Genomic DNA, 18,890 nt, shown 5'->3' with positions numbered 1-18,890 from the left:
TCAAGACCAAGGGCGGCTTCTTCCCTTTATCGGAAGCAGGCCTCCCTCCCCGCAAACTACAGCTATCAAGGAATCCCCATGAGCAAAATTGTTTCCAAAAGCGAAATTGCCAAAAAATTCCACAACGGCATGAAAATCATGGTGGGCGGCTTTGCCAACACCGGCTGCCCCGAACGCCTGGTGGACATCATCGTGGAGCACGGCTTCAACAACCTGGAAGTCATCTCCAACGACGCCGGCGACCCCGGCATCACCATCGGCAAAATCTTCGACAACCAGCAGGTTGCCATAAGCCACCATTCCCACATCGGCATGAACCCGCCCGTGAGCGACCTGGTGCACAGCGGCAAATTAAAACTCACGCTCTACCCGCAAGGCACGCTGGCAGAAAAAATCCGCGCCGGCGGCGCCGGCTTGGGCGGCGTGCTGACCAAATCCGGCTTGGGCACGATTGCCGAAGAAGGCCGCAAAGTGATGGAAGTGGACGGCGAAAAATACATTTTCGAGCCGCCCTTCCGCGCCGAAATCGCCCTCATCCGCGCCCACAAGGCCGACAAGCTGGGCAACCTGGTCTACAAAGGCGCCGCGCGCAACTTCAACGCCGCCATGGCCACTGCCGCCGATCTGGTGATCGTGCAGGCCGACGAGATTGTGGAAGTGGGCGAGCTGGATCCTGAAGCTATCATCACGCCCGGCGTGTATGTGGACATGATTTTGAGCAACGAGGAGGCATAACGATGTCTAACGTAAAAGAGCAAATCGCACAAAAAGTGGCCAGCTTTTTCAAAGCGGGCGACGTGGTGAACCTCGGCATTGGCATTTCAGGTAGCCTTTTGCGTGTGGGCATCATATGGCGAAAGCACTTTTTCCTACCAGATAGCGGGCGGCAGGCAGCATGGGGAATCCGGCCAGGCTGGCGAATGCCGCAGGCAAGGATATGCCTTTGTCGTAAACGGCTTACTCCGCCCCCTTCTGCCCGATGCTCACCCGATCCAGCCCGGCCAAATCGGGCAGGGTTTCCACTTGCTGCCAGCCGTGTTCGGCGAGGATGGCGCGCACAGCGGCGCCTTGGTTCCAGCCGTGTTCGAGCAGCAGCCAGCCGCCGGGTTTCAGGTAGCCTCGAGCTTGGGCGGCGAGGGTGCGGATGTGGCTGAGGCCGTCGGCGAAATCGGTGAGGGCGGCGGCGGGCTCGAAGCGCAGGTCGCCTTGCTGCAAATGCTGGTCGGCAGCTTCGATGTAGGGCGGGTTGCTGGCGATGATGTCAAACTGGCCTTCTGTGGCGGGCAGGGCGGCAAACCAAGAGCCTTGCGCCCATTCGATATTGGCACCGAGCGCGGCGGCGTTGGCCTGCGCCACGGCCAGCGCGGCGGGGCTGATGTCGGAAGCGCGCACGGCGGCGTCGGGCCGCTCCAGCGCCACGGTGAGGGCGATGATGCCGCTGCCGGTGCCCAAGTCCCACAGGCGGCCGCCGGGCGGCAGGCGCTCGAGCGCGGCTTCCACCAAGAGCTCGGTTTCGGGGCGCGGAATCAGCACGGCGGGGGAGACGCGGAAGGGGCGGCCGTAAAACTCGCGGCTGCCGAGCAGGTAGGCCATCGGCTCGCCTCGGCGGCGGCGCGCGGCCAGGATGTTGAGCACGGCCAGTTGCGGCTGCGGCACGGGGTCGCCGCCGCGGCTGATGAGGCGGGCATGGGGCAGGCGGCACACGGCTTCTACCAGCAGGCGCGCTTCGGCGCGGGGCAGGCCGCTTTGTTGCAGCCATTGTTGGAAGGTCATGGGAGGAGGCTTTCGGATCAAACGGCGCTTATGGTAGCCGAATCGGCGGCGCGGCAAAAGGCGGATGGCGGCGCAGTATGTTTTTCAGGTAGCCTTTTGGGCGGCAACAGGCTACCTGAAAATGCCAATCCCAGCGCCAAGCTTAGCTGCTTCGGCTTGATTGAAAGGGGAGGTTTTCCGCCCCATCCTCCCCGCCGATGCCCCACCCCGCCGCCGGCGCGGGGAAGGCAATAATCTGCCAAAAAATCGCGCCGCCCGCAGCTTTCTACCTTACCCACAAAAGCTGTGGAAAACTTTGTGGAAAACCCTGTGGGAAGCGCCGGATTGCCTGATAAATCAGGCCTCCGCTTAGCTTGCATAAAAAATGGCCAATTTTTATGAGTTTTATGTATATCAACGAGTTAAGTGTAAATAAATCTTGTCAAGCCCGAGAATTGAGCCTTTGCGCCAATCCGGCGGCGCGCTGCTTAGCCCGTTGTGGGAAAACCGAAAAAATTTCCGCCAAAAAGCTTGACAGGCGGCGCGGATAACGTAAATTCCCGTCCCGTCTGAATTTTTGCCAAGCAAGGAACATCGTGCCCCAATCCCCCCGTTTCCAGCCCGCCGCCTGGCTGTTTTGCCGCGTAATCGACAACTACGGCGACATCGGCGTGTCGTGGCGCTTGGCCTGCCGCCTGCACGAAGCCGGTTTTCAGATAGCCTTATGGCACGACAGCCCCGCCGCGCTGGCCAAGCTGCTCGGTGCTGCCCCGCCACCCGAGCCTATCCGCCTGCACCATTGGCAGGATGATGCTGCCGAAAGCATTGCCGCCGAGCTGGCCGCCGCCGCGCCCGCGCTGGTGGTGGAAACCTTCGGCTGCGATTTGCCACCCGCCGCGCTCGCCGCCGTCCGCGCCCACCGCCCGCTGTGGCTCAACTGGGAATACCTCAACGCCGAGCCCTGGGCCGAAGCCATGCACGGCAAGCCCTCGCTGCAAGCCGACGGCAGCGAAAAATACTTTTGGCTGATGGGCTTCAGCGAGCACAGCGGCGGCCTGCTGCGCGAAGCAGGCTACCTGAAAAAACAGCAGGCCTTTCTTGCCAGCCCCGCCGCCCAAGCCGCCCTGCGCCAACGTTTGGGGCTACCTGAAAACTCGGGCTCCGCCGTGCGCTGCTTCTGCTTCGGCTATGCCGGCGCCGTGTGGGCAGATTGGCTGGCCGCTTGGCAGGCGGCGGGCGAACCGCTAGAAGTGTGGCTGGCCGATCATCAGGTGATCGACAGCCTGCGCCAAGCCGGCGCCATTCCCGCGCACGCCCTTCGCCGGGTCGGCGACGTGTGGCAGGCCGGCGCGGTGCGCCTTGTCCGCATTGGCTTTGTGCCGCAGGCCGAGTTTGACGCCGTGCTGTGGCTGGCCGACGTGGCGCTGGTGCGCGGCGAAGACAGCTTCGTGCGCGCCCAGCTCACCGGCAAGCCCTTGTTGTGGCACATCTATCCGCAGGCCGAGCAGGCGCATCTGCCCAAGCTGCACGCCTTCTGGCACAAAGCTGCCGGGCATGCCCCGCTGCCTGCCGCCCACCCGGCCCTTTCCGACGATTTGAACGGCGCCGCCGCGCTCGCTCCCGCCGCCCGCGCCGAATGCTGGCGGGCGCTGCTGCAACAGTTGCCGCAGTGGCAGCACGCCGCCGCGCAATGGCAGCGCGAACTGCTGCGCCAAAGCGACGCGGTGGAACGCGTGCTGGCACGCTGGCCGGGGCTGTTGGGCTGAGCGGGGAGGGTGTAGGATACGGAAATCCGTGGAAACCATAGAAAGACACGATATGGGCAGCAAGAACAAGATGTCGCTGTCGGTGAAGATTTGGCTGGCGGCAGTGGCCGTATTTGGCGTGATGATGGGCTTGTTTATGTTGTCCACATCATCCAGCGGCACCGAAATGGTATTGCGCCAAGGAGAAACGGCCGAATTTGGGGTGTTCCGACCGTTTAGCACGGAAAAGGTTTGGTATCGGCAATGTTTTTATGCTGAATCCAATCGGCCGGAGCTAGGGGAATACAGCACCAATAACGATGATACGGAGGAATGGAAAACCCACTGGATCTTGCGTTTCAACAACCCCGGCGAGCCGGTGTACGTTGCCATCAGCTTAAACGGCCAAACCTGCCGCTATCAGGCTTTGCCAACCAGCACGATGGGCTACCACGTGCAATGCCGACAATTGAGTACCCCGGCCGATGGAAGCGGTAAAGCATTCTACTTTGTCCCCACATGCCAATTGCACGAACGCCCCGGCTGGAATAAAGGCAGCATTACCGTGGAAAAAGTCAGCCCGGTATTGGCAGGGGAGCGTGTTACCCTAATCGGCAATCCTCCCTTACAATTTGAAAGTTACTATCCCGGTTCAATTTACAACCTGGTATGGCCGATGTTCCTTTGGCCGATTTGGCTGTTCATATTAATTCTGTGGGGCATTATCCTTGGTATCTCTCGGTATCGCCGCCACAAACAGACAAAGCAAACTCATCCCGAAGCCTAGTTTTTATGCGCGGAAGATTTTTCAGGTAGCCTCAAGCCGCAAACAGGCTACCTGAAAACCATCCCGTGCAGATTTCTGTATAATGCCCGCGTTTTAACCCTTCCAACGAGAACAAACCCATGAAACACACCCTCTCCACCATCATGCTGGCGCTGCTGCTGCCCCTGGCCGCCTGCAACGCCCAGCCCGCCGCCCAAGGCGCCTCCCAGCCCGCCGCCGCATCCGCGCCCGCCGGCAGCCCCGAAGCCGCCATCCGCAGCAAGCTCACCCAAACCTACGGCAACCAAGGCATTGAAGTGTTGAGCGTATCCCCCGCCCCCGTGAGCGGCCTGTATGAAGTGTTCCTCAACGACAACCAGCTGGTGTATATGACTGCCGACGGCGGCTATATGTTTACCGGCGACCTGATTGACGTAAACAAACGCAGCAACCTCTCCGAAGCCCGCCGCGACGAGCTCAACCGCATCGACTATGTCGCCCTGCCTTTCGATTCCGCCATCAAAGAAGTGCGCGGCAACGGCAAGCTCCAAGTGGCCGTGTTCTCCGACCCCGACTGCCCCTTCTGCCGCCGCCTGGAAAAAGAATTCGAGCAGATGACCGACATCACCATCTACAACTTCCTCATGCCCATCCCCGACCTGCACCCCGCCGCCGAGGCCAAAGCCATCCGCATCTGGTGCAGCCCCGACCGCACCGCCGCCTGGACCGGCTGGATGCGCAAAGGCACCGTGCCGCCCGAATCCGCCGGCTGCGACAACCCCGTGCGCGACACCATGGCGCTGGGCAACCGCTTCGGCTTCAACGGCACGCCCACCATCGTGTTCCCCAACGGCAAAATCGTGGCCGGCTATATGCCGAAAGAGGCCTTGCAGGAAGCGCTGGAGGCGAACCAGAAATAAGGTTTGGGCAGATTTGCAGCGGCTGGCCCGCCCGGGAAAAAGGCTACCTGAAAAATATTTTTCAGGTAGCCTTTTTCCCGGGCGGGTTAGCCGCTGACGGCGGGGTGTCGTTTGCTTGGTTCGGCAGCGGCGGGGCGGTTTCGGCGTGCAGGGCTTGGTGGGCGGGGGGCAGGAGTTTGGCGATGAGCCGGAGTTGTTGCCACAGGGTGTGTGGGTGGGGCAGGGGGCTGCATTCGTTGGGGCGGAGGCGTTCGAGCTGCTGCTGCAGGGCGGCATAGGCTACCTGAAAATCTTGGCTGGGCAGCTCCGGCAGGCGGGTGAGCAAATCGGCGGTGTGCTCGGCGGCGGTGCGGAAGGCTTGGAGGAAAGCGGGGTCGGCTTGCTCGGTGCTGAGGCGGTGGCGGTAGGCGCCGAGGGCGGAGATGTAGGCGCTGAGGGCGTATACGGTTTTGAGCAGGGTGAAGCCGCCGGGCAGGTGGGCGGCGTATTTTTGCGGCTGACCGGACATGTCGGAGAGGGTGCTGCTGAGTTGGGCGGCGCTTTCGTGGGCGCGGCGGCGTGCGCTGCGATAGGCAGTATCGTCGCTGTGGCTGCCTTTTTGCAGCTGGCAGGCGATGGTTTTCAGGTAGCCTGCGTGGCTGGCGAGGGCTTGGCCGGCGGTGCGGGGCAGGGAGAGGTAGTGCCAGTCGGGCCAGAGCATGGAAACGGCCCACCAGGCGATGCCGCAGCCGATGAGGGTGTCGAGCAGGCGCCAGGGCAGGGCGTCGGCGCCGTGCAGGCCGGCGATGTAGAGGTTGGTGATGGCTTGGATGGTGATGAAGAAGGTGGAGTAGCTGTATTTGTTGGTGCGGAAGAAGAAAAACAGGGTGCTGGAAAGGGCGACCACGGCAAGCTGGGTGGGCAGTGAGGGGGTGAAATAGGGCAGCAGGGAGCCGGCAGCCACGCCGGCTAGGGTGCCGGCCATGCGCTGGGCGAGGCGGCTTTTGGTGGCGGAGTAGTTGGGCTGGCACACAAATACGGCGGTGAGCAGTATCCAGTAGCCCATGGGCAGCTTGAGGCTTTCCACCAGGGCGATGCACACGGATACGACAATTGACAGGCGCACGGCGTGGCGGAATACGGCGGAATCGAAATGGCAATGGCTGCGCAGGATGCCGGCGATGTGGCGCCAGCCGCCGGCCTCTTCGCGCAAGATGCGGGTTTGCTCGCTGTTGCCGCCGTCGGGCGCGGGGCTTTGGATGCGGGCGAGGTGGGTGAGCTGGTAGTTTATGCCGCCGAGGTTGTCGAGCAGGCGGGGCAAATCGGGATTGGCGGCGGCGGGGTCGGCTTGGTGGTGTTGCAGGGAGCGGCGGATGCCGTCCATCAGTTTGCCGAGCTTGGCGTTATCGGGCGGCTCGAGGCCTTGGCGCAGGCTTTGGGCGGTGTCGCGGCAGGCCTGCGCCTGCCATTCGATGAGGCGCTGGATGCGGAAGATGAGGTCGCTGTGGCTGAGATTGGCCACGAAGCGGCGGTATTCGCCGATGTAGCTGGAGGCGGCGCGCTCGTGGATGTCTTGCGCGGCGAGGTAGTCGTGCAGCATACGGGTGGTGCGCGGGTGGCGGTGTTGGCCGCGCATGCGGTAAAACAGGGCGTTGCGCACTTGGTTGAAGGTGGCGATGACTTTGCCGTTTTGCATGGCCAGCTCGATTTGGCGCTGTTCGAGCTGCTCGGTGTCGTCGGGGTCGAAGAATTGGGCTTTGATGTCGAGGTAGGCGGCCAGCTCGCCATAGGCGGCGGCCATGCTGTCTTGCACGGGGCGGTGGGGCAGGATGAGGTGCAGCAGCAGGGTGTTGCCGCTGTAGAGCAGGGTGCCGCACAAAATCAGCAGGGTGTTGGCATACCAGGCCATGCTGTGGTTGAGCGTGAGGATGGTGTAGAGCGCCACCACCAGCGTGCCGAAGGAGATGGTGCGGTAGCGCAGGCTGACGGCACCGGAGAGGGTGAAGATAAAGGTGAGCGCGGTCATGGCTGCGAGGAAGAGCAGCGGCCGGCCGAAGGTGAGTTGCACGGCGAGCGAGGACACGCTGAAGGCGGCGATGGTGAGCAGCACGTTTTTGATGCGGCCGGTGAGGCGGTTGTCCAAATCCACCAGCGCGCCGGCAATCACGCCGAGCACCAGCGGCATACACATCAGCGGCTTTTGCCAATACCACACGGCCAGCACGGCGGTGCTCACGCTCACAAACATCGGCAGCGCGGCCAGCATACGGGCGGAAAACCATTTGAGGCGGGAAGGGCGGAGCATGGGGAAGGGGGCGGAAGGGGAAAGGGCGGTATTGTAGCGCAGGCGGGGCGCGGCGTGATACGGGCGCGGCTTTTGCTGCTGCTGGGATTTTCAGGTAGCCTCCTTGCCCACGCAGAGGCTACCTGAAAAATGATGTGTCGGCGATTTGAAATTTGTTTTGTATCGTGCTTAGGCTTCGTGTTTTGCCGGACTGGAAAGGCTTCGGGAAAGAGAGGGCGGTTTCAGGCAGTCCAAAGATTGGGTATACTAAAATGTTTTTAAAACAGCTGCATAAGACAGAGAGAATCATGTTATCTGATGAACACCATTTCTGCCCCGTTCCCCAATTCCGTTCCGGCGATTATCATTTTTTCTCCGGCAGCATCGGTGTTGATTTCGTTGCCGCCAACAAACAATGCCTGTGCTTGCACGCTGTTTCATTTGATGGCTTTGGTTATTGCGCGATAGACAAAAATCAAGCAATACCGCTCAATCCGCCCGATAGCGAAACGCTCAAGCAGCTGCACAAAACTTATTGTGGCGCAAACGAAATCGCCGAACAAGATCAAAACAAATTGGTGCAGATTATCCTGGCCACGCTCACGGCCAACCGACATTTGATATGGCAGGATGCTTTTGAAAAGTATCAACTGTATTTCCAGCAGGGGCAGCCTGTTTGATTAGGTGTGTGGAACGCAGGCAACTTCCAACTAATCGCCCCGTATCTCCGAGGCTGCTTTTCTCCCTACCATTGCAGGCTACCTGAAAAAATAAGCCGCCCGAAAACCACGTTTCAGCAAGGCGCCTAGCCCGCAGCTATTTTCAGGTAGCCTCAGGCAGGCGCAGAGGCTACCTGAAAAACGGATTATCTTGTTTATACGGTGCAATCCGCCCGGCGGCGTGTTAGAATGCGCGCCGGTTTCGGGCTGCCTTTGGTTTTTTCAGGTAGCCTGAGCCGATTGTTTATTTTCCCATCCGGCCCTGCCTGTCTGAAACCCTAACCATGCGCTTGCGCGGCGGGTGCATGCTTAGTGTTTTAGCGGCAGCGGCTTCTGTTTTAAAGGAATATTTATGTTTAACAAACACGTGAAAACCTTCCAATACGGCCAGCACACCGTTTCCATCGAAACCGGCGAAATCGCCCGCCAGGCCGCCGCCGCAGTGAAAGTGTCCATGGGCGAAACCGTGGTGCTGGTGGCCGTTACCGCCAATAAAGAAGTGAAAGCCGGGCAGGATTTCTTCCCGCTCACCGTGGATTATCTGGAGCGCACCTACGCCGCAGGCAAAATCCCCGGCGGCTTCTTTAAGCGCGAAGGCAAACAGAGCGAAAAAGAAATCCTCACCAGCCGCCTGATCGACCGCCCCATCCGCCCGCTCTTCCCCGAAGGCTTCTACCACGACATCCAAATCGTGGCCATGGTTGTGTCTTGCGATTCTGAAATTGACAGCGACATCCCCGCCATGATCGGCGCTTCTGCCGCGCTGGTGTTGAGCGGCGTGCCCTTTGCCGGCCCCATCGGCGCCGCGCGCGTGGGCTATGTGGACGGCCAATACGTGCTGAACCCCACCAAAACCCAGCTTTCCCGTTCGCGGCTGGATTTGGTGGTGGCTGGTACCGCGCAGGCCGTGCTGATGGTGGAATCCGAAGCGCAGATTCTGCCCGAAGACGTGATGCTCGGCGCAGTGGTATACGGCCACGATGAAATGCAGGCCGTGATCCGCGCCATCAACGAACTGGCCGACGAAGTGAACCCCGAAGTGTGGGATTGGCAGGCGCCCGAAACCAACGCCGAACTGGTGGCCAAAGTGCGCGAAATCGCCGGCGCCACCATTCAGGAAGCCTTCAAAATCCGCCAGAAACAAGCCCGCAGCGCCAAGCTGGACGAAGCCTGGGCCGCCGTGAAAGAAGCCCTGATCACGGAAGACACCGACACCCTGGCCGCCAACGAAATCAAAGGCATTTTCAAGCATTTGGAAGCCGACGTGGTACGCGGCCAGATTCTGGCCGGCCAGCCGCGCATCGACGGCCGCGACACCCGCACCGTGCGCCCCATCAACATCCAAACCGGCGTGCTGCCGCGCACCCACGGCTCCGCCCTCTTCACCCGCGGCGAAACCCAATCCCTGGCCGTGGCCACCCTCGGCACCCAGCGCGACGAGCAAATCATCGACGCCCTGAGCGGCGAATACACCGACCGCTTCATGCTGCACTACAACTTCCCGCCCTATTCCACCGGCGAAGTCGGCCGCATGGGCGCGCCCAAACGCCGCGAAATCGGCCACGGCCGCCTGGCCAAACGCGCCCTGCTGGCTGTGCTGCCCGCGCCCGAAGATTTCAGCTACACCATGCGCGTGGTGTCTGAAATCACCGAGTCCAACGGCTCTTCCTCCATGGCCTCCGTGTGCGGCGGCTGCCTGAGCCTGCTCTCCGCCGGCGTGCCGCTGAAAGCCCACGTGGCCGGCATCGCCATGGGCCTGATTTTGGAAGGCAACAAATTCGCCGTGCTTACCGATATTCTGGGCGACGAAGACCACCTCGGCGACATGGATTTCAAAGTGGCCGGCACCACCGAAGGCGTTACCGCCCTGCAAATGGACATCAAAATCCAAGGCATCACCAAAGAAATCATGCAGATTGCCCTGGCGCAGGCCAAAGAAGCCCGCCTGCACATCCTCCAGCAGATGCAAACCGCCGTGGCCGGCCCGCAGGAGCTCTCGCAGCACGCCCCGCGCCTCTTCACCATGAAGATTAACCAAGACAAAATCCGCGACGTAATCGGCAAAGGCGGCGAAACCATCCGCGCCCTCACCGCCGAAACCGGCACCGAAATCAACATCGAAGACGACGGCACCATCACCATCGCCGCCGTGAATGTGGAATCCGTAGAAGCTGCCCGCAAGCGCATCGAAGAAATCACCGCCGAAGTGGAAGTGGGCCAGGTGTACAACGGCGTGGTGATTAAGATTTTGGACAACAACGTGGGCGCCATCGTATCCGTGATGCCTGGCAAAGACGGCCTGGTGCACATCAGCCAGATTGCCCACGAGCGCGTGAAAGACGTGCACGACTACCTCAAAGTCGGCCAAAACGTGCGCGTGAAAGCGCTGGAAGTAGACGACCGCGGCCGCGTGCGCCTCTCCATGAAAGCCCTGCTCGACCAAATCCGCGAGCAATAAGCGCGCAACAATCAAGGCTACCTGAAAACCGCTGCACCGTTTTCAGATAGTCTTTCCAATCATAGGAGACGTCCATGCCCAACCGACAACTGAAAGAAGCCGACAGCATCGACTACCGCATCCTCAAGCTTTTGCAGGAAAACGCCCGCCTGAGCATGACCGAGCTGGCCGAGCGCGTCGGCCTCTCCGCCACGCCCGTTACCGAACGCGTGCGCCGGCTGGAACGCGACGGCCACATCACCGGCTACCACGCCCGCCTCAATCCCGCCCGGCTCGGCTACGGCCTTTTGGTGTTTGTGGAAATCAAGCTGCATTCCAAATCCGGCGATATTTTTGAAGAATTCCGCCGCGAAGTGCAGCAGATTCCACAGATTCTCGAATGCCACCTTGTGTCGGGCGAATACGACTACCTGATCAAAGTGCGCCTGCAAGACATGTCCGCCTACCGCGACATGCTCGGCAAAATCCTGCTGCAACTGCCCTCGGCGGTGGAAAGCCGCAGCTATGTGGTGATGGAGGAAGTGAAGGAAAACGGCCCGCTGGCGCTGGAGGATTGGGAAGAGTAGAAACTGAGCCGTATCGAAGCAAAAGGCTACCTGAAAAATGGTTTTCAGGTAGCCTTTATCGTGGCGGCGGCTTATGCCTTGGGCAGGGTAACGCCAGTTTGCCCCATGTATTTGCCTTTGCGGTCTTTGTAGGACGTTTCGCACACTTCGTCGCTCTCGAAGAAGAGGACTTGCGCTACACCTTCGCCGGCGTAGATTTTGGCGGGCAGCGGCGTGGTGTTGGAAAATTCCAGCGTAACGTAGCCTTCCCACTCCGGCTCGAAGGGGGTAACGTTTACGATGATGCCGCAGCGGGCGTAGGTGGATTTGCCCAGGCACACGGTGAGCACGTTGCGCGGGATGCGGAAGTATTCCACCGTGCGCGCCAGGGCGAAGGAGTTGGGCGGGATGATGCAGCAGTCGTCTTCCACGGTAACGAAGTTTTTCGGGTCGAAGTTTTTCGGGTCGACGATGGTGCTGTTGATGTTGGTGAAGATTTTGAATTCGTTGGCGCAGCGGATGTCGTAGCCGTAGCTCGATGTGCCGTAGGAGATGATGCGGCGGCCGTCTTGCTCTTTGATTTGGCCGGGCTCGAAGGGCTCGATCATGCCGTGCTCTTCGGCCATGCGGCGGATCCAGCGGTCGGATTTGATGCTCATGGTGTTGTCCTAGGTTGGGGGTGGCTTGGAGGCTACCTGAAAACGAGCTTCGCGAGTTTCTGCGCAGCTAAAAATTGCTGGTTGGGTTTTCAGGTAGCCTTTACTGATGTTTATCGGGTGAGATACAGGCAGTCTTTGTCTAAGGCAAAGCCGTAGCCCTGCTGCCACAAATCAAAATAGGGGCGCAGGAAATCGCTCTTGGGCTTGTTGCGGAATAGCGGGTATTGCAGGTAGGCGGCGAGATAGTAGTCGCAGTTTACCGAATAATCAAGCATCAAGACGGCTGCCATAGATAAGCATATACTGCATAAGCATAATTCATCTTTTGGCAGCCGTTATATTTCCGCAATTTCTAGAGGTGTTCCGCAAACTCTATTTTAGCGGCTTGAGTATTTTACCGCGCCGGATGTAGGTTTTGGTCATCTGCTCAGAGGCGTGGCCAAGTTGGTCGGAAGCGCTGCGGGTGTCGGCAGCCAGGTAAATGTCCGTGGCGGCTTTGGCGCGCAAATCTCGAAACTGGAAATTGGACAGCTCTTCCGCTAGTTCCGGTCGTTGCTGCATGACGGTTTTGCGCAACTCTAGAAACTGCCTGCCTAAAGAGTCGCGGGTCAGTGGTTTCCCGTGGCTGTTGAGGAACAGGTAGCCGTTATCTTGGTGGATGCGGTCGATGATTTCTTTGAGCTTGCCGCTGATTTCAAAGCGCAGTTTGGCACCTGTTTTCTGTTGGCTGATATGCAGGATGCCTTCGTGGATGTGGCTGCTGTGAATGCCGACTATATCAACAGGGCGCTGGCCGGTGATGTAGGCAATGTCCATTAAATCACGCATCTGCTGGCTGGCAGCCTGATAGACGGCCTGATACAGGTAATCCTCAATATAAACCTCACGGCGCTTCTTGCTGTGCTTCTTGACGTTGCGGCAGGGGTTTTCTTTGCTTGTCCAACCCTGCTCTCTGGCATAGTTAAAGATGGCGCTGAGATAACCGATTTCGTTGTTGGCGCCGCCGGGGGTGTCTTTGCGCCAGTCGAGATAACGGCGGACGTGTGCCGGCTCGATTTCATCCAACGGCGCCGGGTTGTCCCCGCCGAAAAACTTAGACAGCTTGCGCACGGCGTTGTTGGCGCTGGAAATGGTGTTGCGGCTGGCGGCATTGGTGGGGGCGTGGTCTTTGGCATCTTTGATGCGTTCGGCTTCGTCCTCGTCATAAATACCGGCGAAGCCAAATGCCAAGCGGGCGGCCTGTATCATGGCTTTGTGGCGAAGCATCCGGCGCGGGTGGGATTTCCACGGGGCGGTGTTGCGTTTGCATTCGTCCATGTATTCGGTAACGCTTACGGGATGGGCGCGGTCTTTGCGGTAGATGCGGCAGGTGCAGCTATCTTCGTCTTGCTCAAAGTCCATGCCGTCAAATTGGGCATTGCCGTTGATGATGCGCGCCCATCCATCTACGCCGACTACGGGAACGATGCCGCCTTGACTGGGGAAGGCGTAGATTTTGCTCGTCCATGGATTTAAGCGGTATTGGTTGGCCACAATCAGCGGCGCGGCCATTTGGTCGTCTGATACATTGCCTTTGAAGGCGGTGCGCTTGAGCGTGTCGAGCAAGCCTTCGCCGCTGCCCAAATCGAACTGGGCGGCAAGTTTGTTGGATAGGGTTGTCAGTTGGGTGTTTTGGGTCATAATTTAGCTCCGGTTATTGGATGGTCGGTGGGGCCGCTTCGGACAAGCCAAGCTCGTTTGCTTTTTCGCTGGCCTTATCCAGTAGCGAGATGACTGCTGTAACGAATTTTAGAAAGTCATCTGCTTCAGTATCGTTTGCCGCGGCCAGTTGGTTTGCTTCCTCTGCAATCGGCTTAATGAGTTGATAGGTGGGCGGGATGCCTTCGAGGGCAAACAGTTGGCTAAGTTTCCCGCTTGGCTCGGTTTCGTAAATGTGTATGGCAGCAGCGGCAAGGCCGGCAACCATACCTAGAATATCGCCCGCGCTGACGGGGTGTTGCTTTGCAATTAATTCTTGGCTTTTGCTCATTGCTAATCTTTCCGTTTATTCCCTGTCCGTTTGATGGCGGCTGGGAGGTGGTTTAAATTGCGGCGGCCGGCTTCGATGCGTTCGCTCATCTGTTGGTAAAATTTGTTCTGGCAGTCGGTAATGGCGGCGGTTTCGGTGATGGGGAATATATACTCAGCGTATATAACTACGCCGCGCTTGGTCTTTAATCCCTTCCACTCGTGCGCCTCTTTCGTGGAGGGGCTGGTGAGAATGCGGCGATGCTCTAGGCTGATAGTTACTTTCCCAGGGCGGGGTTTGTTGTAGCGGGTGATGACTTGCATTACTTCCCCTCCGGCTCATACACCACGCCGCGCATAATCTGCACGTCGTCCATCTCTTGATATTGCCGCTCCAGTTCGGCGGCCTCTTGTGAGGCTTGGCGGTCTAGCTTGGCTACCCGTTCGGCGGCAGTCTCTGTTTGGACTGTTTGTAAATACTGGTCTTGGCTGTCTAGGGTGGGCATGGCGACAAAGGCCGCGCCCATAAAAATAGCCGCTATCCAAGCGGCGATATGGGTTTTCATTTTTAGGTCTCCATGAAAAAAGCCGCCTCTTGTGAGACGGCTCAAAGCTATTGTTTCTTAGATGTTAAGGACTACTTCTCTTCGCTAATCCATTTTTCAGCTAACCATTCAAATTCGCAGAATAACTTATCGTTATTATTGTTTAACTTACGCAATTCCATGATATATGGCTTGAGGGCATGCCAATCATTGATGACACTACTTCGACTCATGCGCTTATATACAGCTTCATCAAAAATATTTTCTTTGATGCCAACACAAATAAACTCTATCGAGTTCAGAACATCAAGAACGACAATATTCTTGTTCTCGTGTTCCCCCTTCTCTGATATTTTGCACGCTAAAGCAGTAAAATTTTCTCCGTTGCGGCGCATATTGAGATATTTTTGCCGCTGTTCACGGTAATGCTGATTGCTATTATTGGAAATAAGGAGGTCTACCGTGGATTTTTGCTGATTTTGCCGTTTGGATAGTGTTACTTGTGCATACGCAAAAATGGCTAGATACATTGTTGCGATACATGTACCTAGCCCTGCTATTAAATTTAAAAAGCCCATTTAGACTTCCCAGCCCTCTGAGTAAATATGTTTCATTGCAAACTCCTTATTTTAAAGTTAAAAATATAAGTTGCTGCTTTCACCAACAACATACCCGTGAGATGTTTTGTAATTTTTGCTACTCCTGCTTTGGCTAATAATATACGGCATCGCTAAACTATTTTCAAGAATTGCCTATGTAAAGGTGCAGGCGCTCGGTAGTTAGAGGGGGATTACCCTTACAAGGAGTTCAGCCGCCGCCTGCTGCCGGTGTTTTGCCCCACCGCCGGCTGGGGGATGCTCTCTCGCTGCCAGTTATTTTCAGGTAGCCCGCCGTTGGGCGGGCGTATCGTGTCAGGCGGCGCGTTGCCGCTCCCATCTCTCATCCTCGGCCTCATCCGCGAGTATGGCTTCGGCTCGTTTGAGCAGGATGCTGCGTATCTCGTTTTGGCTGTCTCGGCTGAGCTCGTTGATAATCTCGTCAAGCCGCGTTACTTCCAACAAGTCGGCGGCGCGTTGTACGATTGGAACGGCCTGCTCGAGGTCGCCGTCTATGCTGATGTTCATGCTGCTCTCCTAATAATCTTGGTAATCGCGCTTGAAGCGGGCTTCGTCTTCGCGCTCGCGCCGTACTGCTTCAGCTTCGCGCTCAAGGATTTCTTCGGCCATCTCCAGCACGATTCGCCTTACTTCGTCTTGGGCGGCGGGGCTGAGGCGGGGCATGATGTCGCTGAGGATGCTCTCCTCAATCATCTCGTCTGCCTTACTCTCAATATCACTATCGCGGTCTAGGCTGGCGAGGTAGCTATTGAGCTGGGCGGCTTGAACAACACCGCACAAATTTGCCACTGGGTAGAGGATAAGGGCGTAAGCCGTGGTGGCGGACAAGGGATGACACAACATGACTGGCACGCAAACAGTGCGATGATACGGGCGCGGGTGGAACGGCTACTAAACCATTTGGAGCTTTGCGCCGTAGAAGCCCAATACGGCAGCAATTTGAGCCGTATCGTGGATTTGAGCAGCTACATCCTGGATCAGCAGCAAGGCATTCCCTTGTTGCTTTGTGATGCCCTGCTGTCGCATATTTTTTCAGGTAGCCCCAAGCAGATGCAGATACAAGACAGATTTGATATTGGGCGCGTAACGTTGTGGCGGAAAAAGAAACAGGTTGGGGAAATTGTGGCGGGGCTGCTCAATAGCGCCATTTGCAAACTGGAGCCAGAGTTTAGGCAAACTAAGATTATTGGGTAAACAATTGTATTAGGAAATGATTATGAACATAATCGGCATGAGTTCAATATCCGCAAGTAATGACAAAATTATCGTTACTTGCGATAGGGTAGAGGCGAAGGGTATCATTCCTCCTCAATCGGCTTTGATAACAAGCGATAGCCCTCAACAAAGTAATGTGCCCTTGGCAACACCACGGGAGCATGACACTGAGGACAATTCAGATTGTTAAGGGTTATTTGGGAGGTCATTGAAACCTTTTCCGGCCAATCAATCTGAATTTCCATCCTATTCCCGCATTCGCAGGTATAGTCGGTTGTTACACGGATATATTGCTTGGCCGTCCAAGTATTGGTTGCTAGGTCGAGGCTGAATTTTGGCATAAAATCCCCTTTGGGATAGTTGTTGGTCGAGCTTCAACTGTACCACAAGCGGGATTTTTTTTAGGAGATGAAAGATGAGTGATTCAAAGAAAAAGATTTTAGAGAAGATTTCAAAAATAAATCAAAATATTGCCGGTTGGCATGAAACGAATGCCCGGATTCTGTATAACGGCAATCATGAGCAAGTTGCGCAAAATTTCTTGGAGTTGGCAAACTTAAACCAAAAGCTGGCTCTTGAATTTGCCAAGCTGTCTGAACTATACCCGACTGAAGAAGGCGATTAAGGGGGTGCAAAATGCGTAGCATATTTTTCCTGGATTCTGTTTTATCCACTAAAATCATCACTTTAATTTACTGGCTGCTGCTATTGGTCAATAACCTGTTCGCCATCGGCTTGATGATGGGCGGGTTTGCCGGCGGGCAGTCGCAGATTGAGGCGCAGCAGGTCGGCGGTGTGATGGGGATATTCGCAGGTTTGGGCTTGCTGATATTCGGCAACCTGATTATTCGCTTGTGGGCTGAATTTACTGTGGTTATGTTCAAAATCCAACAGAACACCTACAAGACTGCCGAGAGAATCGGCTATTTGATTGAGCAAAATAGGAAATATCCGAGACAAGGAGAGTAATGATGAAAAAAATATTATTTATCATATTGTTGTCAATCTCCCTGCCATCTATAGCGGAAGTGAAGTCTATATTGCCAGCAGGGGATGATGGGCCGGAGCAATGCCAAACATTAAGGGGATTTATTTCATTCACTCAAAACGCTTATAACTTTGCCTATACTGGACAATACTCTCTTCAAGCGGCGGATGAGAAAGTCAGTGCTTATGCTATGGAATCTATTGCTAGGGATGGCGCTTACTCTTTGTCATCTATGGCCTCGTATCAGGATTTAATAGCGATGGCACGCCAAATCCGAACCCAAATTTTTGATGGTACCTTGCCTACAAGTAAATGGAGAGACCAGCAAATTATCATACAAAATCGCTGTATCGAAATGGTTCGGTCAGACCCGATGATAGATAATTCATCATATAGCAGAGCCATTGATTATCGGCAGTTGAGAAACAGGTAAACGCCAGCCCCTTGCATTTGCAGGGGGTTTTGTTTATGATGAGCGCACTACTAATTGTCTAGCGGATATCCGCCCCGTCAGTGCGCATTTTTTGTGCCTATCGGTTTCGTTGCTCTCTCCTTGCATGAGATTAGCGGCACAAAACGCCAAGTTTCTCTGGCGGGTCTATACGCAGAAATACAACACCTTCGGGGAATACTGCGAGCCGTCTAGACACGGTAGTTGAAGCCCGCCGCCCTATTCAGCGGCAATCACTAACTAATCTGTCTAGGAGTTCATCATGAACGCAATCTCTGTGGCCAATGTGGCTATCCGTCAATTCGACAACCTTTATTCTCTCAATGACTTACATCGAGCAGCAGGCGGTTTAGAAAAAAATAAACCAGCAAACTGGCTGCGTAACCAGCAAACTGCTGATTTAATTGCTGAATTGGAAAAAGCTCAAATTCGAGCTATTCAGAAAAAACAAAAACTTGGCACATTCGTAAGCAAAGAGCTTGTGGTTCACTACGGCATGTGGATTTCCCCGGCCTTCTCGCTGAAGGTTATCCGCGCGTTTCTCGATACGCAGGAAGATGTTTCAGGTAGCCCCAAACTGGGAACCCAAACCACGATAGACGAGCGGCGCGGCTTGGTGGATGCGGTGAAGGCTTTCGCCATCCGCCGCAATCTGGATTTCTCCACGGCGTTTAAGATGGTGCATCAGCGCTTCGGTGTGGAGAAAATCGAGCAGATTGCGGCGCCGCTGTTGCCGTCTGCGGTGGCTTATGTTCACAGTTTGATGCTGCATGACGGCATCAGCGGCGAAGTGTTGGACAGGCTACCGCCCACACTGCCAAATCTCGAACCAATGCTGTTCCATACTTTATTCTGTGCGGAGTTCATCTATTATCATGATGCGGCATTCAGGTTATTCAATCGTTCGCTGGCGGCAGGTATCAGCGACCATGCCAAAGATGCGATGCGGCTTATCCGCGCCACCGCCCGCCATATGGGCGTAAACTTGCCCGACCATCGATATTTTGACAGCTTCCCGTGGGCGGGGGATGCGGCGGAGAAACAGCAGTATCACCGCCTCTGCTTTGATATTTGATTTCAGGTAGCCCAAGCCCCGTGATGCGTTCACGGGGTTGGGTTCGAACTAGTTCCATTTTGGAACTAGTTCACTTCATCATGCGACAGTGTAATTTTAATTATGGCGAATTCGCCATATTTGAAATGTCGTCGGCCCTATACCTTGGCCAAAGCAAATAAAATG

General features: G+C 56.5%; 25 protein-coding genes. 12 read left to right on the top strand and 13 right to left on the bottom strand.

The features are described from left to right. Window positions 1–78 precede the first annotated feature (78 nt). Complete coding sequence (locus tag A7P95_RS00215) at window positions 79–735, top strand: CoA transferase subunit A (RefSeq protein WP_067589406.1); 657 nt, start codon at window positions 79–81, stop codon at window positions 733–735. Between the two features lie 222 nt (window positions 736–957). Here the strand turns inward: A7P95_RS00215 and prmC are convergent, their stop codons facing one another. Beyond that, entirely contained in the window at window positions 958–1,773 is an 816-nt protein-coding gene (gene prmC / locus A7P95_RS00210) for a peptide chain release factor N(5)-glutamine methyltransferase (RefSeq protein ID WP_067589404.1), read from the bottom strand. A 17-nt stretch (window positions 1,774–1,790) separates the two neighbouring features. Further along, window positions 1,791–1,913: a hypothetical protein gene (locus tag A7P95_RS12280; protein ID WP_281179393.1), complete on the bottom strand. Its 123-nt coding sequence runs from the start codon at window positions 1,911–1,913 to the stop codon at window positions 1,791–1,793. A 435-nt stretch (window positions 1,914–2,348) separates the two neighbouring features. On the opposite strand from A7P95_RS12280, the gene earP reads away from it, so the two are divergent. From earP to A7P95_RS00195, 3 genes are all read left to right on the top strand, one after another. Next, window positions 2,349–3,518: an elongation factor P maturation arginine rhamnosyltransferase EarP gene (gene earP, locus A7P95_RS00205; protein ID WP_156503434.1), complete on the top strand. Its 1,170-nt coding sequence runs from the start codon at window positions 2,349–2,351 to the stop codon at window positions 3,516–3,518. 28 nt (window positions 3,519–3,546) lie between these two features. Next, window positions 3,547–4,284 carry a hypothetical protein gene (locus tag A7P95_RS00200; protein WP_156503433.1) on the top strand — a complete coding sequence of 246 codons (738 nt, stop codon included), beginning with the start codon at window positions 3,547–3,549 and terminating at the stop codon, window positions 4,282–4,284. A 119-nt stretch (window positions 4,285–4,403) separates the two neighbouring features. Beyond that, complete coding sequence (locus A7P95_RS00195; RefSeq protein WP_067589398.1) at window positions 4,404–5,183, top strand: DsbC family protein; 780 nt, start codon at window positions 4,404–4,406, stop codon at window positions 5,181–5,183. A 61-nt stretch (window positions 5,184–5,244) separates the two neighbouring features. Here the strand turns inward: A7P95_RS00195 and yccS are convergent, their stop codons facing one another. Next, entirely contained in the window at window positions 5,245–7,467 is a 2,223-nt protein-coding gene (yccS, locus tag A7P95_RS00190) for a YccS family putative transporter (protein WP_082890653.1), read from the bottom strand. A gap of 182 nt (window positions 7,468–7,649) precedes the next feature. On the opposite strand from yccS, the gene A7P95_RS00185 reads away from it, so the two are divergent. The 3 genes from A7P95_RS00185 to A7P95_RS00175 all read left to right on the top strand — a co-directional run bounded on the left by A7P95_RS00185 (window position 7,650) and on the right by A7P95_RS00175 (window position 11,189). Then, window positions 7,650–8,126 carry a hypothetical protein gene (locus tag A7P95_RS00185; protein ID WP_156503432.1) on the top strand — a complete coding sequence of 159 codons (477 nt, stop codon included), beginning with the start codon at window positions 7,650–7,652 and terminating at the stop codon, window positions 8,124–8,126. 391 nt (window positions 8,127–8,517) lie between these two features. After that, window positions 8,518–10,623 (top strand): polyribonucleotide nucleotidyltransferase, encoded by a 2,106-nt coding sequence (pnp, locus tag A7P95_RS00180; protein WP_067589391.1) that lies wholly within the window; start codon window positions 8,518–8,520, stop codon window positions 10,621–10,623. 89 nt (window positions 10,624–10,712) lie between these two features. Next, window positions 10,713–11,189, top strand: coding sequence for an Lrp/AsnC ligand binding domain-containing protein (locus tag A7P95_RS00175; RefSeq protein ID WP_156503443.1), 477 nt, complete (start codon window positions 10,713–10,715; stop codon window positions 11,187–11,189). A gap of 71 nt (window positions 11,190–11,260) precedes the next feature. On the opposite strand, the gene dcd is transcribed toward A7P95_RS00175, so the two are convergent. From dcd to A7P95_RS11365, 10 genes are all read right to left on the bottom strand, one after another. Then, on the bottom strand, window positions 11,261–11,827 hold the full coding sequence (gene dcd / locus A7P95_RS00170) for a dCTP deaminase (RefSeq protein ID WP_067589384.1): 567 nt from the start codon (window positions 11,825–11,827) through the stop codon (window positions 11,261–11,263). Window positions 11,828–11,937: 110 nt separating this feature from the next. After that, entirely contained in the window at window positions 11,938–12,117 is a 180-nt protein-coding gene (locus A7P95_RS00165; protein WP_067589382.1) for a hypothetical protein, read from the bottom strand. An 82-nt stretch (window positions 12,118–12,199) separates the two neighbouring features. Next, window positions 12,200–13,507: a phage recombination protein Bet gene (bet, locus tag A7P95_RS12420; protein WP_082890652.1), complete on the bottom strand. Its 1,308-nt coding sequence runs from the start codon at window positions 13,505–13,507 to the stop codon at window positions 12,200–12,202. A 13-nt stretch (window positions 13,508–13,520) separates the two neighbouring features. After that, window positions 13,521–13,856, bottom strand: coding sequence for a hypothetical protein (locus tag A7P95_RS00150; RefSeq protein WP_067589380.1), 336 nt, complete (start codon window positions 13,854–13,856; stop codon window positions 13,521–13,523). A gap of 2 nt (window positions 13,857–13,858) precedes the next feature. Beyond that, a complete protein-coding gene (locus tag A7P95_RS00145; protein ID WP_067589377.1) occupies window positions 13,859–14,158 on the bottom strand; it encodes a hypothetical protein in 300 nt (99 codons plus the stop codon). After that, window positions 14,158–14,400 (bottom strand): hypothetical protein, encoded by a 243-nt coding sequence (locus A7P95_RS00140; protein WP_067589374.1) that lies wholly within the window; start codon window positions 14,398–14,400, stop codon window positions 14,158–14,160. The genes A7P95_RS00145 and A7P95_RS00140 overlap by 1 nt, the downstream gene beginning before the upstream one ends. Window positions 14,401–14,471: 71 nt before the next feature. Beyond that, entirely contained in the window at window positions 14,472–14,957 is a 486-nt protein-coding gene (locus tag A7P95_RS10950; RefSeq protein ID WP_082890651.1) for a DUF4760 domain-containing protein, read from the bottom strand. Window positions 14,958–15,175: 218 nt separating this feature from the next. Next, window positions 15,176–15,322: a hypothetical protein gene (locus tag A7P95_RS11370; protein WP_156503431.1), complete on the bottom strand. Its 147-nt coding sequence runs from the start codon at window positions 15,320–15,322 to the stop codon at window positions 15,176–15,178. Then, window positions 15,291–15,503, bottom strand: a complete 213-nt coding sequence (locus A7P95_RS00130) for a hypothetical protein (protein ID WP_067589371.1) — start codon at window positions 15,501–15,503, stop codon at window positions 15,291–15,293. The genes A7P95_RS11370 and A7P95_RS00130 overlap by 32 nt, the downstream gene beginning before the upstream one ends. A gap of 9 nt (window positions 15,504–15,512) precedes the next feature. After that, window positions 15,513–15,839 (bottom strand): hypothetical protein, encoded by a 327-nt coding sequence (locus tag A7P95_RS11365; RefSeq protein ID WP_156503430.1) that lies wholly within the window; start codon window positions 15,837–15,839, stop codon window positions 15,513–15,515. On the opposite strand from A7P95_RS11365, the gene A7P95_RS00125 reads away from it, so the two are divergent. The 5 genes from A7P95_RS00125 to A7P95_RS00105 all read left to right on the top strand — a co-directional run bounded on the left by A7P95_RS00125 (window position 15,828) and on the right by A7P95_RS00105 (window position 18,725). Further along, a complete protein-coding gene (locus tag A7P95_RS00125) occupies window positions 15,828–16,190 on the top strand; it encodes a hypothetical protein (protein WP_082890650.1) in 363 nt (120 codons plus the stop codon). The genes A7P95_RS11365 and A7P95_RS00125 overlap by 12 nt on opposite strands. Window positions 16,191–16,626: 436 nt before the next feature. Next, window positions 16,627–16,836: a hypothetical protein gene (locus tag A7P95_RS00120; RefSeq protein WP_067589363.1), complete on the top strand. Its 210-nt coding sequence runs from the start codon at window positions 16,627–16,629 to the stop codon at window positions 16,834–16,836. 11 nt (window positions 16,837–16,847) lie between these two features. After that, complete coding sequence (locus A7P95_RS00115) at window positions 16,848–17,180, top strand: DUF4282 domain-containing protein (protein WP_067589360.1); 333 nt, start codon at window positions 16,848–16,850, stop codon at window positions 17,178–17,180. Further along, window positions 17,180–17,632: a hypothetical protein gene (locus tag A7P95_RS00110; RefSeq protein WP_067589357.1), complete on the top strand. Its 453-nt coding sequence runs from the start codon at window positions 17,180–17,182 to the stop codon at window positions 17,630–17,632. The genes A7P95_RS00115 and A7P95_RS00110 overlap by 1 nt, the downstream gene beginning before the upstream one ends. A gap of 280 nt (window positions 17,633–17,912) precedes the next feature. Beyond that, the gene (locus A7P95_RS00105; RefSeq protein ID WP_067589355.1) at window positions 17,913–18,725 is read left to right on the top strand and encodes a KilA-N domain-containing protein; all 813 of its coding nucleotides are present in this window, start codon (window positions 17,913–17,915) and stop codon (window positions 18,723–18,725) included. Window positions 18,726–18,890 lie beyond the last annotated feature (165 nt).

It is taken from the genome of Eikenella longinqua (genome assembly GCF_001648355.1).
In the GTDB taxonomy this organism is placed as follows: Bacteria; Pseudomonadota; Gammaproteobacteria; order Burkholderiales; family Neisseriaceae; genus Eikenella; species Eikenella longinqua.
This window is presented reverse-complemented; position numbering and strand designations above follow the sequence as displayed.

Bases quoted from the DNA above. Each gene is read 5' to 3' on its own strand.
- A7P95_RS00150 (WP_067589380.1), bottom strand. From the start codon at position 13,856: ATGAGCAAAAGCCAAGAATTAATTGCAAAGCAACACCCCGTCAGCGCG.
- A7P95_RS00130 (WP_067589371.1), bottom strand. From the start codon at position 15,503: ATGAACATCAGCATAGACGGCGACCTCGAGCAGGCCGTTCCAATCGTA.
- prmC (WP_067589404.1), bottom strand. From the start codon at position 1,773: ATGACCTTCCAACAATGGCTGCAACAAAGCGGCCTGCCCCGCGCCGAA.
- A7P95_RS00125 (WP_082890650.1), top strand. From the start codon at position 15,828: ATGACACAACATGACTGGCACGCAAACAGTGCGATGATACGGGCGCGG.
- A7P95_RS11365 (WP_156503430.1), bottom strand. From the start codon at position 15,839: ATGTTGTGTCATCCCTTGTCCGCCACCACGGCTTACGCCCTTATCCTC.
- A7P95_RS00140 (WP_067589374.1), bottom strand. From the start codon at position 14,400: ATGAAAACCCATATCGCCGCTTGGATAGCGGCTATTTTTATGGGCGCG.
- A7P95_RS00105 (WP_067589355.1), top strand. From the start codon at position 17,913: ATGAACGCAATCTCTGTGGCCAATGTGGCTATCCGTCAATTCGACAAC.
- A7P95_RS00195 (WP_067589398.1), top strand. From the start codon at position 4,404: ATGAAACACACCCTCTCCACCATCATGCTGGCGCTGCTGCTGCCCCTG.
- A7P95_RS00120 (WP_067589363.1), top strand. From the start codon at position 16,627: ATGAGTGATTCAAAGAAAAAGATTTTAGAGAAGATTTCAAAAATAAAT.
- A7P95_RS00115 (WP_067589360.1), top strand. From the start codon at position 16,848: ATGCGTAGCATATTTTTCCTGGATTCTGTTTTATCCACTAAAATCATC.
- A7P95_RS00145 (WP_067589377.1), bottom strand. From the start codon at position 14,158: ATGCAAGTCATCACCCGCTACAACAAACCCCGCCCTGGGAAAGTAACT.
- A7P95_RS10950 (WP_082890651.1), bottom strand. From the start codon at position 14,957: ATGGGCTTTTTAAATTTAATAGCAGGGCTAGGTACATGTATCGCAACA.
- dcd (WP_067589384.1), bottom strand. From the start codon at position 11,827: ATGAGCATCAAATCCGACCGCTGGATCCGCCGCATGGCCGAAGAGCAC.
- yccS (WP_082890653.1), bottom strand. From the start codon at position 7,467: ATGCTCCGCCCTTCCCGCCTCAAATGGTTTTCCGCCCGTATGCTGGCC.
- A7P95_RS11370 (WP_156503431.1), bottom strand. From the start codon at position 15,322: ATGAGAGATGGGAGCGGCAACGCGCCGCCTGACACGATACGCCCGCCC.
- bet (WP_082890652.1), bottom strand. From the start codon at position 13,507: ATGACCCAAAACACCCAACTGACAACCCTATCCAACAAACTTGCCGCC.
- A7P95_RS00215 (WP_067589406.1), top strand. From the start codon at position 79: ATGAGCAAAATTGTTTCCAAAAGCGAAATTGCCAAAAAATTCCACAAC.
- A7P95_RS00165 (WP_067589382.1), bottom strand. From the start codon at position 12,117: ATGGCAGCCGTCTTGATGCTTGATTATTCGGTAAACTGCGACTACTAT.
- pnp (WP_067589391.1), top strand. From the start codon at position 8,518: ATGTTTAACAAACACGTGAAAACCTTCCAATACGGCCAGCACACCGTT.
- A7P95_RS00110 (WP_067589357.1), top strand. From the start codon at position 17,180: ATGATGAAAAAAATATTATTTATCATATTGTTGTCAATCTCCCTGCCA.